Source organism: Pontibacter mangrovi (assembly GCF_006385705.1).
Lineage (GTDB): Bacteria > Bacteroidota > Bacteroidia > Cytophagales > Hymenobacteraceae > Pontibacter > Pontibacter mangrovi.
The window spans coordinates 1-16544 of sequence record NZ_VFRQ01000003.1; the positions used below are offsets into that span (position 1 = coordinate 1).

Genomic DNA, 16544 nt, shown 5'->3' on the forward strand with positions numbered 1-16544 from the left:
CAGAAGTACAAGCAGGCAAAGATTGTTTACCTGGAGCGAAAGCTCTCTAAACTTAAAAAAGAAGCTGCTTAAGAGAAGTTATATAGAAGTTAGCGGTAAGATTAATTTTAAAGAATGAAAGCAATCCTAAAGGCAAAGCATTGGCAGATATTTGTAATTCTTATGCTTTTGTCTTTCCTCAGTAACATAAGCATTGGCGATTCATCAATCTTAGAAGTCTTTTTTGCTAGTTTATTTCTCATAGCCATTATAAGTTTTCCTATAATTATAGGGAATGAACTTTATGAATATGTGCCAGAAAAAATGAAGCTAAACTATAACCTCTTTTTGGTTAATGGGGCTCTAGTGTTGCTCATTGTAGGAATTGCCTTGGCTTTTGGAGATGGTCAACATTATGAATTCAGCGGTTTAGCGGCGTTGCCAATTTATTATGTCATGTTTGCTTATCTGCATATTTATGCCTTTCCTGTAAAAGAACTTAAGTCTATAGAATTAGGAAGAGAAGTTAAATTAGGAGAGTATGCGGGAGATGTGGTTCTGATGTTAATATGGCCTGTTGGCATATGGTTCATACAGCCGCGGATTAACAAAGTAATAAATGAAAGAGAAACGTTTGTGAAAAAATAAGAACTCCAGTCGCCAACAAGTTTTATACCTTATGCTACGGCCGACGGTCTCGCCCATGATATACACAAGACGTTACTTACATTACACAAAAATGAAAACGGTTACTCTGCTATTTACCTTTTTGCTGATATTCTCTTTGGCTAATGCTCAGGAAGATAAAATTGAAGAGTCTTGGGTGAGGGATGATTCTGTTTTCATTGCCAGTTATATAAAAGCTTACAAAGCGAATCCTCTTAAGATAGAATCATACTTACAACCTGATAAAAAGAGAAGAAATGATCTAGGTTTTGGTTACTCTTCCATTGAAGGAAGCATGGGCAAAGGTTATGTAACTGTGTTTTATCATCTTGTGTACTTTCAGGATAAACTCGTAAGCTATAGGCTTAGTCCTCAAATGCCCAGAGACAGCAGGTTAACGCAAAGGTATAAGAGGTTTTATAGCACCCTTTACCGATTCAACGAGAAAGATCAAGCCGTAGACCTATACATCAACTTTAAAGATGTGGCCAAACCATTGGATAGTTTTACAAGAGCACCTTCAACAAGAGCTTTGGCTTATTTAATGACGCCATTTTCCGGAATTGTTTATGGTTATCGGGGTGGAGAAGGATCAACTATCTTAGAAAATAGGGCCGCCTTCAACTTTGTTAAGGACAAGCTTACCCCTGAAGATTATCTTATGTTGCTCTACAGCAAGAACCCAGCAACAAGACTGACGGCTGCTGAAAACTATTATAGAAATCCTGAAAGGTTTAAGAAGTATAAAACTGAAATAGATGATAGGATCAAAATAATTTATAGTGAGCTTCCTGAGACACAAACAATGAATGGTTGTATTCTAACAACTGACGAGACAAAGAAGCTGGTTGATTTCTATTTGAAAGAAGTAAAGAACTATAGCAAGTAACACTGCACATGCCTTATTCTCGGCTGCGCCTCGTTCACAGCCTATACTAACCAATAAACACCCATGAACCTCACCACCTTCAAAGCCAGCCTCTCCGCCGCTACTCCCCCACCGGAAGCTAATGTATACCTGCAGGCGCTGTGGTACGAGGCGAAAGGAGATTGGGACAAAGCCCATGTCCTTATTCAGGACCTGCCCGACCAGAACGCCGCCTGGATACACGCTTACCTGCACCGCCAGGAGGGCGACACTGGGAACGCCGATTACTGGTACCGCCGTGCCGGCAGAAAAAGGCCGCAGCAAACGCTGGAGGAGGAGTGGGAAAGTATAGCCTCGGAACTGCTGGAGGAAGTATAGCAGGCTGCACCGCAAAAGAAAAGAGGCGCAATGTATTGCGTCTCTTCTGCATAAAATCACTCCTAAACTCCCAAACTCCTAAAAATCTTCGTCCTCGTCTTCCTCGCCGAAGGTAGGCATCGAGAACATACCGCTGAGCAGGTCTTTGAACTGAAGGCCGGTGCTGAGGCGGTTTTTGCTGAGTTGGCTGTGCTCAGCCAGGCCGTGCAGGGCAAACTCCATCATAAACAGCTTCTCGTCGCCTTTGGCTTTGGGCTGCTGCTTCTCTACCAGTTCGGATAGGCCGGGTATACTTTGCAGGGCTTTTTTATAGGCCTCCGCAGGCGCGTCGTTGAGGATATCTATCGTGTTGCCGTCGCCAAACCAGTCGGTGATTTTCTTGTAAGGGTTGCCTTCTTTTGATTTTTTGGCTTTGTCCGGGTCCGGGAAATAGTTCAGGAACTGCGTACGGATGGCCTTGCCCATGAGCACCTGCGCCACATGGCCGGCCCCCTCCTGCTCACCCTCGTACACCAGTTCCACCTTACCCGTTACCGATGGGATCGTGTTCAGGAAATCCGACACGCGAATGTATGTTTTGCTCTCGCCATTGAGCAAGGCACGTCGCTCGGCAGCGCTCATCAGGTTCTCGTAGGCAGAGATGGTCAGTCGGGCAGACACGCCGCTCTTCGGATCAACATACTCACTCTCGCGGGCCTCAAACGCCACCTGCTCTATCAAATCGCCGATGATGTCGTTGGTCTGCACCAGTTTGCCCTGTCCATCTTTCACACGTGCTTCCTGCTGCGTAATTTTCTTGCCGGTTTCCAGGGTTTTAGGGTAGTGCGTGATGATCTGGGAATCGATGCGGTCTTTTAGCGGCGTCACGATGGAGCCACGGTTGGTATAATCCTCTGGGTTGGCCGTGAACACAAACTGGATGTCGAGAGGCATGCGCACTTTAAAACCACGTATCTGTATGTCGCCTTCCTGCAGAATATTGAACAGCGCCACTTGGATGCGCGCCTGCAAATCGGGCAGCTCGTTGATCACGAAAATGCCCCGGTGCGAACGCGGAATCAGACCAAAGTGGATCACGCGCTCGTCTGAGTATGGCAGCTTCATGGTGGCCGCTTTAATCGGGTCGGCATCGCCAATCAGGTCGGCAACCGATACATCGGGCGTAGCGAGTTTTTCGGTATACCTGTCGGAGCGGTGCAGCCAGGTGACGGGCGTGTCGTCGCCGTGCTCGTGCACCAAGTCTTTGGCGTAGCGCGAGAGCGGGTGCAGCGGATCGTCGTTCAGTTCCGAGCCCTGCACCACCGGAATGTACTCATCCAGCAGGTCGATCATTTGCCGCGCGATTCGGGTTTTGGCCTGCCCGCGCAAGCCCAGCAGGTTGATGTGGTGCATGGAAAGTATGGCCCGCTGCATGTCCGGAATCACGGTCTCCTCATATCCCCAGATACCCGGAAAAACCTCCTCCTTGTTCTGCAGTTTTTTGATCAGGTTGCGGCGCAATTCCTGCTTCACGCTCTCCGGCTCGTAGCCGGCGGCCTTCAGTTGGCCCAAGGTCTTTATCTGATGTAGTTTCTCAGCTGGTACGTCTCTGTAGTTCATTTGTACAGTTATCAGTTAACAATTATCAGCAACCAATTATAGGTTAGCCTTCAAATGCAAACCCACCCCTGCCCCTCCGAGGAGGGGAATCTTCGTACAGGATAATTCCCCTCCTCGGAGGGGCAGGGGTGGGTCCTATTCGCTTATCACTCCTAGCTAGTAAGGCGCTCACAGGTCTTGAAGACACTGTGAGGTCAGCATCCTCACATCTGCAAAATTTCAAATCTCCAAATCTCTAAAAGCTCTTCTTCCGGTTGCGGCCGTAGTCTCGGAACACGAGGTGGCCGAGGCCTTTGAGTGAGCTGTAGTATGCCTGCCCATTGTTTACTTTCGTGAATTCGTCTACGAATTGCTGCAGATATGGGTCTGATGCGATCATAAACGTAGTGATCGGAATCTTCAGGCGGCGGCACTGGGCGGCCAGGTTCAGGGTTTTGTTGACCACTTTTCTATCCAACCCGAAGCTGTTCTTGTAGTAGCGCAACCCCTCCTTCAGGCAGGTAGGCTTACCGTCAGTGATCATGAAGATCTGCTTGTTCGGCGTTTTGCGCTTGCGCAGGATGTCCATGGCCAGTTCCAGTCCGGCAACGGTGTTGGTATGGTATGGGCCTACTTCTAAGTATGGCAAATCCTTCACCTCTATCTGCCAGGCATCGTTGCCGAACACCAGAATATCCAGCGTGTCCTTCGGGTACCTCTGCTTGATGAGTTCCGCCAGGGCCATGGCTACTTTCTTGGCGGGCGTGATACGGTCTTCGCCATACAGGATCATGGAGTGCGAGATGTCGATCATCAGCACGGTGGCAGCCTGCGTTTTATGCTCTGTTTCGGTCACCTCCAGGTCCTGCTCGGTCAGGCGCAGGTCACCGATGCCGTGGTTGATCTGGGCGTTGCGCAGCGAGTCGGTCATAGAAATCTGCTCCAGCGCGTCGCCGAAGCGGTATTCGCGGCGGTCGGTGCTAGCCTCGTCGCCGATGCCGGTGTGCGGGGTGGCGTGGCTGCCTTTGCCGCCTTTCTTCAGTTTGCCGAAGATCTCCTCCAGCGCGCTCTTTCTTATACCTTGCTCGCTCTTGGCGGTAAGCTGGAAAGCGCCCCGCTCCTGCGGGTTCTCATCAAGGTAGCCTTTCTTTTTCAGGTCCTCTATAAAATCACCGATACCGTACTCGTCGCCGGTCAGGTTGTACTGCTTGTCCAGCGAGCTAAGCCAGTTCAGTGCCTCGCCCACGTCGCCGGAGGTAATCGTCACCAGTTGCATAAAAATCTTCAGCAGCGACTCAAAGCCCGGCTTGTCGTCCTGCGGCGGTATGTAATCTGTAAATCGATATCCTACACTCATAATTCTCCTGATTTATACTTCAACAACGCAGTGCCTGCTAATGTTTGTATACGAGCTTTACCTTCCCCCGGCCCCTTCCTAAAAACAGGAAGGGAAGCTTTTTATTGATGCCGTGAAACAGTTATGCCCCCATGGCGCAAGCGTCCGCTTGTGCCTCATTCCGCATGTACAGAGGCACAAGCGGACGCTTGCGCCAGATCTAGTTTTCCTCTCCCCTTCCTGTTTTTAGTGAGGTAAAACAAAAAGGGCAGGCTGCTCTTGCAACCTGCCCTTTTTGTTTTACTTTATATTCCTGCTGCTTACGCAATCCAGCGGAACTTATACTCTAGTTGCGGCGCTTTCATGCGCTCTGCCACACGCTTTAAACGGTTTGGCAGGGCCATCACGTAATCGCGGGCGCGCTCACCGGCTTCGTCCAGACCAGTCAGGGTCTCAATCTTCCATTCCTTGATCAAGCCTTCCAGAATGTCTGTATAGTCTGCGGAGGTATAAACGCCGATACGCTGCGCGGCATCCGTAAAATGGCCGAAGGTCTTACCTAAGTCCACGCCAAGCTCGCGCATGTAGTGGGCCGGCATTACGATCTTCTTGCGCATCATGTCTTCAAAGGCCAGCATCATCTCGTTCGGGTCGGCCTCAAATATCTTGCTCACAAACGACTTGTATGCCTTGGCATGACGGGCCTCATCGGCGGCTACGTGGCCGCACAGTTTGGCCAGTTGGTTATCGCCCTGCTTTTTGGCGATCTGCGCCACACGGCGGTGCGAAATGTTTGTGGCTGTCTCCTGGAAAGAAGTATAAACAAACGAGCGGTACGGGTCATCATCGGTCTGCAAGTCGAAACCATCGGCGATCAGGTATTGCGTAGAGGCCTCCATCTCCCGCATGTTGATACGCCCACTCAGGAACAGATAACGGTTCAGTGCATCGCCGTGGCGGTTTTCCTCAGCAGTCCAGCTGCGGTTCCACTTCATCCATGGCCCCTGCGGGTCTTTCGGCAAGCCTTCGATGGTCATGAGCCAGCTTTCATACGTCGGCAGCGCCTCCTCCGTAATCGTATCGCCCACCAGCACGGCCAGCAGGTCGTAGCTCAGGTCGCGGGCACGCTCACGCAGCTCCTTCACTTCATCGAAGAAAGTATCCATGGTGGCGTCCGGCAAAAGGTCTGCAGGCTGCCAGCTATCTTCCACGGTTTTCAGAAACTCAGAGAGTTTTTCTCCCACAAAGTCTTCCATCCATTTTATAACTTCTGCACGTGAGGCGAGCGCTGATGTAATCATGTTGCTGTTGTTTAATTGAATGCCAAATATAGTTTTAAAAATTGACAGTAGCCCGGCACAGGTAACAATTTACCTGTAAAAGCACCTGAAACAGGTGTTTCTGAACTTAAGCTATCAACTACTCCACTAAAAGTCGGTTTAATTTTAGCTTACGGATAAAAAGAGAGCAGGTAAACAAAATGGTGCTATTTCCTATCGGTTCCGGAGCCTGTAATATAATGAACGCAGGAAACCGAGATTAATTCTGCGCTTGCTTAACTGCCGGATGAGGCTGTACAAAAAAGGGGTGCCTGTGGTTTGCTTCAGTAGCTGCAGTAACTGCTCTGCCTCCGTAAAATTAGCGGTTAGGTAGGCGTGCCGCGCTTCGTACTTTAGCCGCCTGGCCAGCGCCGCATGTTCCTGCGGTGTCTGTACCATTTCTGCGGCCCTTCTGCATACTACAACAGTAGAGGCCAGCAATTGGTTGCCTTTCTTGTATAAGTTACCTGAAAGGGAGTGGTTGTGCAACCGCCGCTTGGTTGTTACTTCAGGTAAGTAGGCATACTTGTACTGGCGGGCCGAGCGTATCCAAAAGTCAAAGTCCTCATAGGCCAAAGCCTCATCGTAACCGTGCAATTTTTCAAACACCTCGCGACGCATAAGCATGGTTGGCGGGCAGATAAAGTAACGGCCCAGCACTTCGGCAAAAACGTCGCCGTCCGGTGCAGCTTTATACCTTTGGCTGTGGAAGTATAAATGCTCCGAAGCGTCCGAGATATATTCGGCATCCGAGTATACCACGCCATACGCCGGTCCCAGGCGCTGAAACTGCGCTACCTGCTGCGCCACCCTCCCGGGCAGCAGCACATCGTCGGTGGCAAAGTCAAGTATAAATTGCCCCTGGCTGGCACGCCAGCCTATGTTAAAAGCCCTAGTGTTACCCAGGTTTTGGCCGGTGCTGATAAACTTCAGCTGCGGGTACTGCTGCACATACTTCCGGATAATACTGACGCTGTTATCGGTGCTGCAGTCGTCCACAATAATAACCTCCAGGTTTGGGTACGTCTGGGTCAGCACCGAGTCCAGGGCCTCACGGAGGAAACGTTCATGGTTATAGCACAGGCAGATAATAGAGACGAGTGGCTGGGACATGTGCGAAGATAGGGAATATTGTGTTGCTTTAATGTAGCTTTTGCTGGCGTAAGCGTTCGCTTATGCTTTTATACTTTAGCCACGGCTTTCAGTAACTTGATTATCCTTTCTAGCTGCCGTTCATCCTCCAGACTTACAGATCTACAGTTGCATTTCATACTTTGGCTCGCGGGCATCGCGCTGTCTACATTTCCTTTGCTCCTGCGTCGCAATGCCTTCGGCACTGGAAATCTAGAAGGCGCTCAACCCAAGGACTGGGATCGGAAAAGATAGCCATTGCTATGCCACTTGAACAGCACTCCCTTTCCAGTTTTTAGGAGAGGGCTGGGGTGAGGTAAAATTCCCCTCCTTAGACAAGGAGGGGCAGGGGTGGTTGGATCCGGTACTACAATCAACAACTAATAACCAACAATCAACTATCAAAAAACGCCTTCACCTTCTCCACCACGCGCTGCTGCTCTGCTTCTGTTAGGCCCGGAAAAAGCGGGAGGCTGAGGCTGGTGTAGGCAAGCTCTTCGGCTACCGGGAAATCGCCGGCTTTGTGACCCAGAAACTTATAGGCAGGCTGCAGGTGCACCGGCACCGGGTAATGGATGGCTGTGCCTATACCTTGTTCCTGAAGGTAAGCCTGCAACTCGTTTCTATACTTTGTGCGGATGTTGAAGATGTGGTAAACATGCCCGCAACCGGGCGCTGCTTGCGGAAGAATAAGATCACCGGTGTTTTGGAGCTCCTGCAGGTATACTTGCGCCAGCCGCTGCCGTTCGGCGTTCAGGTCGTCCAGGTGCCGCAACTTTACCCGCAGCACCGCCGCCTGCAGCTCGTCCAGACGAGAGTTAATGCCTACCACCTGCCCTACATACTTTTGCTTCTGCCCGTAGTTGCGGTACTGCAGCGCAAAGGATAAAACCTCCTGATTAGCTGTTACCACGGCACCGGCATCGCCTAAAGCGCCCAAGTTTTTGGTGGGGTAAAAGCTAAAGGCAGCAGCCTCGCCGAAGGTGCCGGCAAAACGGTTGTTATAAGTTGCCCCATGTGCCTGGGCGGCATCTTCCAGTAGCTTTATACTTCGTGATTGCGCCAGCGCCAACAGTCCGTCCATCTGGCAAGCCTGCCCGTAAAGGTGCACCGGAAGTATAACTCTGGTCTTTGAGCTGATGAGAGGCTCGGCGCTTTCTGCGGTAAGGTTGTAAGTATACTTGTCCGGCTCTGCCAGCACCGGCCTTGCCCCCACCTGCAGCACCGCATTTACCGTGGCCATATAACTATTAGAGGGGAGCAGCACTTCATCACCACTACCAATTCCGAGGGCCTTTAAAGAGATCACCAGTGCATCATAGCCATTGCCTACCCCCGCCACTGAAACGCCACCAGCCAAGTATGAGCCAAACTCCTGCTCAAAGCCTTTAACCTCTTCTCCAAGTATAAAGCTATGCTGCTGCGCCACTTGCACCAGCGCCTCCTCCAGGCAACGCTGCATGCCCGGCACAAAATCTCTGAAAGCAAAGAAAGGTACCTGCATCGGTTTATGCCTTTAGCTGTTGGCCAATTTTACAAAAGCCTGGTAACTGCGGATATAGTCAGCTTCATCAAAATCGGAAGAGGTTAGACTTAAGAGGATAGCGCCCTCCGAAAAATGTAGATTTGCCCAAACCATCGGCGGCAGGTACAGCCCCTGGTCGGGCTGGGTCAGCAAAAACTTATGGGGATCTTCTTTCCCGTTATCCACCTCCACTGTTATGCTGCCGTTTAGCGCCACCAACACCTGCTCGGTAGCCTTGTGCGCATGCCGCCCCCGCACCACATCCGGGGGGGTGCCCTGGGTCCAGAATACCCGCTTTATCTCGAACGGGATATGCTGGGCCTGTTGCGTGCTGGTAATGTAGCCTATGCCGGGGTCGCCGACATGGAGGAAAGAAAGCAGGTATGGTTGGCTTGGCAAAAGCATAGGTTTAGGTATAAGTGCAAAGGTACGTAATTCAGGGAGACTGCTATAATTTTTACCCTTGGCGGGCTTTGGCTATCTTGCAGCTTTGCAGGCAGAAGAAGTCAATCTATGGAAGACACCTACAGAACCATCGAAGCACCCGCCGAAGGCTTATACAAAGAGAAAGGAAGCAAGTTCATAGCGCTGGCCTATCCGGTATACTCTGAGGAGGAGGTGAAGGAGGTGCTGGCCGAGCTCCGCAAGAAATACTACGATGCCCGCCACCACTGCTACGCCTACATACTGGGCGCCGACCAAAGCCGCTACCGCGCCAACGACGACGGCGAGCCGAACCATTCTGCCGGTGACCCCATACTTGGCCAGATCCGCTCGGCCGGGCTCAGTAATGTACTGGTGGTAGTAGTGCGCTACTTTGGGGGCACCAAATTAGGTGTAAGCGGCCTGATAAACGCCTACAAAGTTTCTACGGCCGAGGCCCTGGCGGCCGCCGTGGTAGTAGAGAAACACGAAACCGCGCTGCTGCAGGCGCACTATGCCTATCCGCAGATGAACGATGTGATGAGCTTGGTGAAGGAGCACGACCTGTCCGTGCGCGACCAGCAGTTTGAGCTGGATTGCCGCCTGACGCTGGAGGTACGCCGGAGCATGCAGGAAGAGATCACCGCCAAACTGCAGGACATAGAAGGCGTAGAAGTGTCTGTTCTAAGCGAATAACCCTCTAACTCCTAAATCCCCTAACTCACAAAACTCTCCCCTATGTCTAAACGCAACCGACACAGCCGCCGCCGCAACAAGATACTGGAGCGCAAAGCAGGTGTAAAGCCAGGCTCGCTGCTGATCCCGACCGAAGCGTATGCGCCGCGCTTTTTCCTGATGTCGTTTAATGAGGAGAAGTTGATGGAGGAAGAGCTGAAGACGTATGAGGAGCTGATGCAGCAGGTAAGGGCAACTCCCGACATGCGGCACTGGATAGACATACGCGGCTATGCCAACCAAACCATGCTAGAGCAGCTCATCACCGACTTTGGGCTGCACCCGCTGCAAATGGAGGACGTGCTGAACGATTACCAGCGCCCCAAAGTAGAGGAGTTCGACGCTAACCGGCTCTTTATCATCACGCGTATGCTGCGCTGGTCGCCTGAGTTCCACACCCTGGACGATGTACAGCTTTCCATCTTTACCGGCCCTAACTATGTGCTTACCCTGCAAAGCGACTACGGCGACTGCCTGGACCCGCTGCGGGAGCGCATCCGGGTGGGCAAAGGCATTATCCGCCAGCGGCCGGCCATGTACATCACCTATGCCATTCTGGACGTGGTGCTGGATTATTACTTCCCGGTTATCGCTGATATTGGGGTTTACATGGAGGAACTGGAGCAGGAGGTGCTCCGGCAGCCGAGCAAGAGCACGCTGCACCAGGTGCTGGACCTGAAGAGCGAGCTGATCAAACTGCGCCGCATTACCTGGCCCGCCCGCGACCTGATGAACGAACTCCTCCGCATGGACGAGAATACCATTCCGGCCCACCTCAGGGTATACTTCCGCGATGCCTACGACCATGCCGTGCAGCTGATAGACCTGGTAGACAACCACCGCGACATGGCCTCTAGTATGGTAGAGCTGTACATGTCCACGGTTAGCAACCGCATGAACGAGATCATGAAGGTGCTCACCATCATTTCCAGTATATTTATTCCGCTAAGCTTTATTGTGGGGCTTTATGGGATGAACTTTGCCCATGAGGACCCGGACACAGGCAAGGTACTGCCGCACAACATGCCCGAGCTTTACCAACCCAATGCCTACCCCATACTGCTGGGGCTGATGGCCGTGCTGATCATACTTCAGATTTACTTCTTCTACCGGAAGGGCTGGTTCAGGAGCTTTTGATTTCCACAGCGCGCCTACTCCCCCACACTAAACCGCATCTTCTTCAGCTGGTTTCCGGAGGTAAAGTATAAGGTATAATCGTTGGCTGTTTCGTTGTAGTATACCGTCACCTGCTGGTTGTTTTCGATGGAGCGCCCGCCGATTAGCTTGCCCTTGGCATCGTAGAGGTAGGTTTTGCGGGGGCCGGTCTCGGTGATGGCGTATACCTTGTTATCGCCCCCAAAATGGAAGTACTGCACTATTTTAGAGGCCGAGGTAACGTAGCGTTTCTCAAACAGCTCGTTCAGGTCCTGGTCTAGTATGGCTACTTTGCCCTGCTCCTGCCGCACAATAACATACGAGCGCCCGTTGCTGCTTTCCGGCACCAACTGGAACAAGGCCCGCTTGCTCGGGCGCATCAGCTGCTCGCGGCGCAGCACCCTGCCTTGCAGGTTAAACGTCACCACGTTGCCATACCTGGTTACCGCTGTTACCTCGGTGCGCCGCAAATCTGCCCCAATTTTGGCCATGGTGCCAGAGGTCAGAGGCGCCTTCAGGTTGATAGGGAAGCCCGGGTAGGTATCGCCATTCCGGTTGAGGGCATAGATGTACCCGTTCTCCAGTGGCACCAGAATCACGTCGCGGCCGCCTACGCGCAGGTGCTGCGGCTCCGCGGCGAGGCGGTAGTCCATGCGGCGCGGCAGCCAGCCCTGTATGCCTGCTCCTCGCATATTGTACATGTACAGGTTACCCAGGTTGTCATCCACCAACAGCCTGTAGTCGCCGTTCTTTTCGTAATCGAACACGGCCAGGTGCTGCAGGTGCAGGGTGTCGGGCAGGTTAAACGGGAAGTTCTCCAGCGGCTGCCCCTGGTTATTGATGGCGTGGATACGGTCCGCGGTGATGAACAGGTAGCGCAGTTTCTTGTCCGGCCCGTACTCTATCTGCTTCACGTCGCTGCGGAGCGGGGCGCCGAGGCTATCCGTCCAGCCGCGTTTGCCCAGGGCCGTGATGTTGAGGAGCACGTTAGCAGAGTCCTGCACCACCAGTTCGCGGCTGCGGTCTACGGCGTTCTGCACCGGGAAAGGAGGCGTGTCCAGCCGGTTATCAAACTCCATACCTGGCTCCTCTTCAAACACATTTTGCCCGGCAGTACTGTTTAGGTCCGGCCTCCGGATCAGCAGGCTGGTATAGTAGCGGTCTTCCACGGCGGCAAACTGCAGCCCCACCTGCGCAAAGCGCTTCATGATCGTGGCGTTCTGCAGCAGGTTCTCGCGCTCCTCCTCGGTCGTATAGCGGTTCAGAATATACCAGGCGTTTACCGTGTTCAGGAAAAGGCTGAAGTTGGCCTCCTGCAGCGTCTCCTCCAGAAACAATTTCTGCCCACCCGACTTGCTCCACACGTTCTCCTCGGCAATGTCATCGAGCAGGTGCCGGAGCGTAGCCACCTCCTCCGAAATAAGAAGGTACCCGTCCACCTGCACGGCATAGCTCTGCTCAAACCCATGGAAAACGCTGCCCAGCAACTGCTCCGGCAGTTCCGGCACATCCAACAGATGAATCGTGTAGTCTCCATACTTTTCGGCGAATGGCTGCGCCTTTCGTGCCTCCGCCACTTGGTTTGTCAGCCTGTTTATCAAGGCCTTAGTGCGTGCCGGGTTTGCGCTGTGGGCATACATCACTTTCTCGGGAGTTTGGCTGATGCTGTTCGACTCCATGTACACCAGGGCTGCCTCCTGGCTAAAGCTCCGCGCCAGGCTGTCTACCGTGACGCCGTAAGCTGATTCGTTCTCCTGTTGCCTGCGCAGGCGCGCAATCTCCTGCATACCGAAATGGAGCATCATGGCCGTGCGGTTGGGCAGGTAAGGTTTCAGGGCGAGCGGCTGGGGCTTGCGGGGCTGCATGGTGTTGTGCAGCGAGTTCTTCAACCCCTCCGATGTAGAAAAGCCATTCAGAAAAAGTGTGTTCTGCTCCAGCTTCAGCTCCAGCATGGCGCTTTGGCACAAGGTAGACAGGTAGCGCACCTGCGGCATCACCTCCTCTTTCAGGAACAGGCCAAACAGCTCTGGCAGCGCGCGGTAGTTCACAAACACGTTGGCGTACACGTCGGGCTGCTGCAGGTAATCCACGTTGCTAAACGCAGCAGCAACCGACACAGGCTCGCCACGCGTCACCCGGCGCACGATCTCCTCCACCAGCACAGGCGAGGCACTCAGGATAACGTTGTTATGATAGGTAAAAAAGGTAAAGCCTCTTCCATTTCGGGTGTTGTAGACATCGGTGAGCTGCTGGCCCTGGTAATCGCGGTTAGTCACTTCGCCAAAGATGTCGCTCTTGCTGATGTTCTCGGTTAGGTTGCGCAGAAAGCGGTGCTCCCCCACAGAGTTGACAGGGATGTAGAACACGTAAGAAAGCGAGGTCTTCCCTTCCACGTGCAGCGAGGTGAGGATTCGTTTTTCGTCCAGAAAGCGCTCCAGGCGCTGGTTGCCGGGGGCCACACTGTCCAGGTAGGCGATATCCTCCTCAAACCGGTGCGCCATGGGCAACTGCGAGAAGGTCTGCCAAAGCTCCGTTTCACGCAGGTGCTGCATCAGGGCCTGGTGGTTGTTTGTCTCCACCACCAACGCGGCATCATCCGGCACCAGCGTCCATAGGTCCACCTTCTCCCTTCCTGCCTTCCATTGGTTAAAACCATAGTATAGCAGCGAGGCGAGCACAACAAACCCTACAAAGAAAAATACGATGCGTTTTGGCATAGCAAGCGCTTACAGGCTACAAAAATAGCGTAATTTTTTAAACTGCCTCCACGGCCATACTTTGCCCGGGGCAGACACAAATCTTTTCCGGTCTGCTTCGTATACAACACCCAAGCACAGATACTGAAAAATGTATAGATTCCTGATTCCCGTAGACTTCACAGAAAGCACCGGCAACGCCTGCCGTTACGCCCTGCACCTGGCTGCCGCTACCCCGGAGGCCGAGATCCTGCTCCTGCACTGCTTCAGCGATTACCTGCTGCAGCCCGAGCTGGATGACTCGTATGACGAAACCGGACGCAGCCCCCTGAGCCCCGGGTCGGAGCAGGTGACGGACCGCGTGCTGCACCGCAACCAGCAGGACGAACAGGAAAAGCTATCGAGCCTTTACAACGAACTGCAGGGGGCGGCCCGGGCAAAGGGGCAGCACATCCACCTGAAGCAGGCGTTTATCAACGGCTTGCCCGAAGACGTGATCCCGGATGAAATAAAACGTTTTAAGCCTGACCTGCTGCTGATGGGCACCCGGGCCGAAGATAACATTGCCCGCTCCCTGTTCGGCACCATCACTACCAAAATGGTGGAAGAGGCCAAAGTGCCGCTTCTAACGGTGCCCGAACCGTACAAGCAGCACGGCCTGCGCCGCGTCCTCTACGCCACCGACTTCGACAAAACAGACGCGCAGGCGCTGGAAAAGCTTTTGCAGTTATTGGAGCCTTTTAACCCGCAGGTGCTGTGCGCCCACATCGGCATAGCAGGATCTGAGTCGGAAGACAGCCGCAAAATGGAGCAGCTCCAGGCCCGCCTCTACACCGCCATGCCCGGCCACGACCTTCAGTTTGCCATCATACCGAGCGGCAAGGAAGACGTGGCGGAGGAGCTGCAGGAGTTTGCACAGCAGGAGCAGGTGGAGCTGATAGCCGTGAACAACCATCACCGGTCCCTTTTTAGCAGCATCTTTAAGCCAAGCCTCAGCAAAAAGCTGGTGCTGGAGTCGCAGGTGCCGATGCTGGTGTTCCACAGCCCCGAAAAAGCCTAAGCCATACTTGCGGCAGGTGCCTGCAGCTGCGCTATCAGCGCCTCGTAATACCTGTTGATAGCGCCCTCGCTGGTGGCCATGAACAGGAAAGGCTCTATCAGTTCCAGTTCCATCAGCACCAGCTCTCCGTTCTGCTCCACGCCGTCTACGCGGGCATAGAGGCAGTCTTGTGCATACTTATCTACCAGGTTGTGGGCGGCCTCCAGCAGCTGCGCCGGCGGCTCCGGTGTGTGTACCGTTCCTCCAAAAAAGTGCTGTACCCTGAAGTCGCCGGCTTTGGCAGCTTTGAGCACCGTATGGCTATACTGCCCGTTAAAGAACAGGATCGACCATTCGCCTTTGGTCTGCACCTCCGGGATGAATGGCTGCGCCAGGAAGCTCTCCTGCTGCAGCAGCGTGTTTATGTGGTCGGCCTGTGCCTCTGCCTCGGGGCGGGTAAGGGCGAAGGTGTTTTTGGCGCCGCCGCTTACGGCAGGCTTCACGATAATCTTTTCTGACTGCAGCTGCCCGAACGCGTCGGAAACGTCTAGCGCCGAGCCCTGCTCCAGCCATACCGTCGGCACTACTTTCTCGCCCTTCTCCTGCAGCTCCACCAGGTAACGCTTGTCCGAATTCCAGCGCACGGTTTGTATGGGATTCAGTACCCGCACCTGCAGCTCTTCCAGCCGGTTCAGCCAAGTGTAAAATTGGTCGATTTTATCGAAGTAATCCCACGGCGACTTCAGCACCACCACATCGTAGGCGGCCCAGTTCACGGCTGGGTCATCCCATATTTCAAGCTGCACGTGCAGCCCTTTTTCCTGCAGAAAGGTAAATAAGCGGGCGTTTTCATCTTCCGAGATGCCCGTATACTTTCCGGGATCCTGATAAGTGATCAACGCTATTTGCGGTGTATTCATTTTTTATCATCTTTGCCGCCAAATTATACTTTATCCCGGGCCTAACCAAACGTGCGGCAGCTGTTTTGGCTATAACTTTTTGGCAGTAGAAACTCGTATATAGAAGTATAGTTTTATCCGCACCTTTACCCTATACGACGTTCACTATGCTTCTCCGCCTAAACAGGTTCCGCCACAGGCACAGCCTTAAAGTCCAGCTGCTTGTGCTCCTGCTGCTTATCCAAACCCTTGCCTCCGCCTGCACCGACAAGCCTTCTGAAGAGGAAGGCGACACTCCGCTTGCGCGCCACGACGCTGTTGCGTCCGACACCGCCTCTGCTGGCAGCAGCGCCGCTACACACGACCTGCTGGGCAACCCGCTGGTAGCAGACCTGCAGCAAAGCAACGACCTTAACGCCTACTTCGACCGCATCGACGCAAACTTTACCGTGGATGCCGACGCGATTGAGAACCGCCACACACCGGGCATCACCGACTCGATCTATACCATCCGCTTCGGGGATTCTTTTATAGAGTTTTACGTGCCGTCGCAATCTGGGCACCTGATGCTGCAGGTGGCCGACATCCGCAGCGCCGACGTGACGCTGCGCAACAACCTGCGGGTGGGTATGCCGCAGGCCGAGCTGCTAAGCAGCCTCAAGCGCCAGGGCGATGACATCCGAATAACCCAAACGCCACAGCAGATCATTGCCTCGGCACGCGAAGGGGCACCCGTTTCGCTGCACTTCTTCCTGCAGAAAGGCAAGGTGAGCAGAATCCTGTATGAAGGGTATGTGGATTAATTGCTTAATTGTTG

General features: G+C 53.2%; 15 protein-coding genes. 7 read left to right on the plus strand and 8 right to left on the minus strand.

Going from position 1 to position 16544, the window contains the following annotated elements; all coding sequences use genetic code 11:
• Nucleotides 1-114: 114 nt before the first annotated feature.
• From FJM65_RS06130 to FJM65_RS06140, 3 genes are all read left to right on the plus strand, one after another.
• Entirely contained in the window at nucleotides 115-627 is a 513-nt protein-coding gene (locus FJM65_RS06130) for a hypothetical protein (RefSeq protein ID WP_140620575.1), read from the plus strand.
• A 91-nt stretch (nucleotides 628-718) separates the two neighbouring features.
• Entirely contained in the window at nucleotides 719-1534 is an 816-nt protein-coding gene (locus tag FJM65_RS06135) for a hypothetical protein (RefSeq protein ID WP_140620577.1), read from the plus strand.
• A gap of 63 nt (nucleotides 1535-1597) precedes the next feature.
• Entirely contained in the window at nucleotides 1598-1891 is a 294-nt protein-coding gene (locus tag FJM65_RS06140; RefSeq protein ID WP_140620580.1) for a hypothetical protein, read from the plus strand.
• A gap of 78 nt (nucleotides 1892-1969) precedes the next feature.
• On the opposite strand, the gene FJM65_RS06145 is transcribed toward FJM65_RS06140, so the two are convergent.
• The 6 genes from FJM65_RS06145 to FJM65_RS06170 all read right to left on the minus strand — a co-directional run bounded on the left by FJM65_RS06145 (nucleotide 1970) and on the right by FJM65_RS06170 (nucleotide 9179).
• On the minus strand, nucleotides 1970-3490 hold the full coding sequence (locus FJM65_RS06145) for a sigma 54-interacting transcriptional regulator (RefSeq protein ID WP_140620582.1): 1521 nt from the start codon (nucleotides 3488-3490) through the stop codon (nucleotides 1970-1972).
• A 235-nt stretch (nucleotides 3491-3725) separates the two neighbouring features.
• Nucleotides 3726-4826 carry a vWA domain-containing protein gene (locus FJM65_RS06150; protein ID WP_140620584.1) on the minus strand — a complete coding sequence of 367 codons (1101 nt, stop codon included), beginning with the start codon at nucleotides 4824-4826 and terminating at the stop codon, nucleotides 3726-3728.
• Between the two features lie 299 nt (nucleotides 4827-5125).
• On the minus strand, nucleotides 5126-6106 hold the full coding sequence (locus FJM65_RS06155) for an acyl-ACP desaturase (RefSeq protein ID WP_140620586.1): 981 nt from the start codon (nucleotides 6104-6106) through the stop codon (nucleotides 5126-5128).
• 192 nt (nucleotides 6107-6298) lie between these two features.
• On the minus strand, nucleotides 6299-7237 hold the full coding sequence (locus FJM65_RS06160; RefSeq protein WP_140620588.1) for a glycosyltransferase: 939 nt from the start codon (nucleotides 7235-7237) through the stop codon (nucleotides 6299-6301).
• A gap of 412 nt (nucleotides 7238-7649) precedes the next feature.
• Nucleotides 7650-8759 (minus strand): DegT/DnrJ/EryC1/StrS family aminotransferase, encoded by a 1110-nt coding sequence (locus FJM65_RS06165; protein WP_140620591.1) that lies wholly within the window; start codon nucleotides 8757-8759, stop codon nucleotides 7650-7652.
• A 12-nt stretch (nucleotides 8760-8771) separates the two neighbouring features.
• A complete protein-coding gene (locus FJM65_RS06170) occupies nucleotides 8772-9179 on the minus strand; it encodes a sugar 3,4-ketoisomerase (protein WP_140621034.1) in 408 nt (135 codons plus the stop codon).
• A gap of 114 nt (nucleotides 9180-9293) precedes the next feature.
• Between FJM65_RS06170 and FJM65_RS06175 the strand changes: the two genes are divergently transcribed.
• Both FJM65_RS06175 and corA read left to right on the plus strand, forming a co-directional pair.
• Nucleotides 9294-9899 carry an IMPACT family protein gene (locus tag FJM65_RS06175; RefSeq protein ID WP_140620593.1) on the plus strand — a complete coding sequence of 202 codons (606 nt, stop codon included), beginning with the start codon at nucleotides 9294-9296 and terminating at the stop codon, nucleotides 9897-9899.
• 42 nt (nucleotides 9900-9941) lie between these two features.
• Complete coding sequence (gene corA / locus FJM65_RS06180) at nucleotides 9942-11075, plus strand: magnesium/cobalt transporter CorA (protein WP_140620595.1); 1134 nt, start codon at nucleotides 9942-9944, stop codon at nucleotides 11073-11075.
• Nucleotides 11076-11089: 14 nt separating this feature from the next.
• Here the strand turns inward: corA and FJM65_RS06185 are convergent, their stop codons facing one another.
• Nucleotides 11090-13810 carry a hypothetical protein gene (locus FJM65_RS06185; RefSeq protein WP_140620597.1) on the minus strand — a complete coding sequence of 907 codons (2721 nt, stop codon included), beginning with the start codon at nucleotides 13808-13810 and terminating at the stop codon, nucleotides 11090-11092.
• A 130-nt stretch (nucleotides 13811-13940) separates the two neighbouring features.
• Between FJM65_RS06185 and FJM65_RS06190 the strand changes: the two genes are divergently transcribed.
• Nucleotides 13941-14849 (plus strand): universal stress protein, encoded by a 909-nt coding sequence (locus FJM65_RS06190; protein ID WP_140620599.1) that lies wholly within the window; start codon nucleotides 13941-13943, stop codon nucleotides 14847-14849.
• Here FJM65_RS06190 and FJM65_RS06195 read toward each other — a convergent pair.
• A complete protein-coding gene (locus FJM65_RS06195) occupies nucleotides 14846-15748 on the minus strand; it encodes an ATP-grasp domain-containing protein (RefSeq protein ID WP_239022854.1) in 903 nt (300 codons plus the stop codon). The genes FJM65_RS06190 and FJM65_RS06195 overlap by 4 nt on opposite strands.
• Before the next feature lie 203 nt (nucleotides 15749-15951).
• On the opposite strand from FJM65_RS06195, the gene FJM65_RS06200 reads away from it, so the two are divergent.
• Nucleotides 15952-16530, plus strand: a complete 579-nt coding sequence (locus FJM65_RS06200; protein WP_239022855.1) for a hypothetical protein — start codon at nucleotides 15952-15954, stop codon at nucleotides 16528-16530.
• The last annotated feature ends 14 nt before the right edge of the window (nucleotides 16531-16544 follow it).

Excerpts from the sequence above, each read along its gene's own strand:
- FJM65_RS06185 (WP_140620597.1), bottom strand. The coding sequence starts at position 13,810 with ATGCCAAAACGCATCGTATTTTTCTTTGTAGGGTTTGTTGTGCTCGCC.
- corA (WP_140620595.1), top strand. The coding sequence starts at position 9,942 with ATGTCTAAACGCAACCGACACAGCCGCCGCCGCAACAAGATACTGGAG.
- FJM65_RS06150 (WP_140620584.1), bottom strand. The coding sequence starts at position 4,826 with ATGAGTGTAGGATATCGATTTACAGATTACATACCGCCGCAGGACGAC.
- FJM65_RS06135 (WP_140620577.1), top strand. The coding sequence starts at position 719 with ATGAAAACGGTTACTCTGCTATTTACCTTTTTGCTGATATTCTCTTTG.
- FJM65_RS06190 (WP_140620599.1), top strand. The coding sequence starts at position 13,941 with ATGTATAGATTCCTGATTCCCGTAGACTTCACAGAAAGCACCGGCAAC.
- FJM65_RS06155 (WP_140620586.1), bottom strand. The coding sequence starts at position 6,106 with ATGATTACATCAGCGCTCGCCTCACGTGCAGAAGTTATAAAATGGATG.
- FJM65_RS06130 (WP_140620575.1), top strand. The coding sequence starts at position 115 with ATGAAAGCAATCCTAAAGGCAAAGCATTGGCAGATATTTGTAATTCTT.
- FJM65_RS06195 (WP_239022854.1), bottom strand. The coding sequence starts at position 15,748 with ATGAATACACCGCAAATAGCGTTGATCACTTATCAGGATCCCGGAAAG.
- FJM65_RS06175 (WP_140620593.1), top strand. The coding sequence starts at position 9,294 with ATGGAAGACACCTACAGAACCATCGAAGCACCCGCCGAAGGCTTATAC.
- FJM65_RS06165 (WP_140620591.1), bottom strand. The coding sequence starts at position 8,759 with ATGCAGGTACCTTTCTTTGCTTTCAGAGATTTTGTGCCGGGCATGCAG.
- FJM65_RS06160 (WP_140620588.1), bottom strand. The coding sequence starts at position 7,237 with ATGTCCCAGCCACTCGTCTCTATTATCTGCCTGTGCTATAACCATGAA.
- FJM65_RS06145 (WP_140620582.1), bottom strand. The coding sequence starts at position 3,490 with ATGAACTACAGAGACGTACCAGCTGAGAAACTACATCAGATAAAGACC.
- FJM65_RS06140 (WP_140620580.1), top strand. The coding sequence starts at position 1,598 with ATGAACCTCACCACCTTCAAAGCCAGCCTCTCCGCCGCTACTCCCCCA.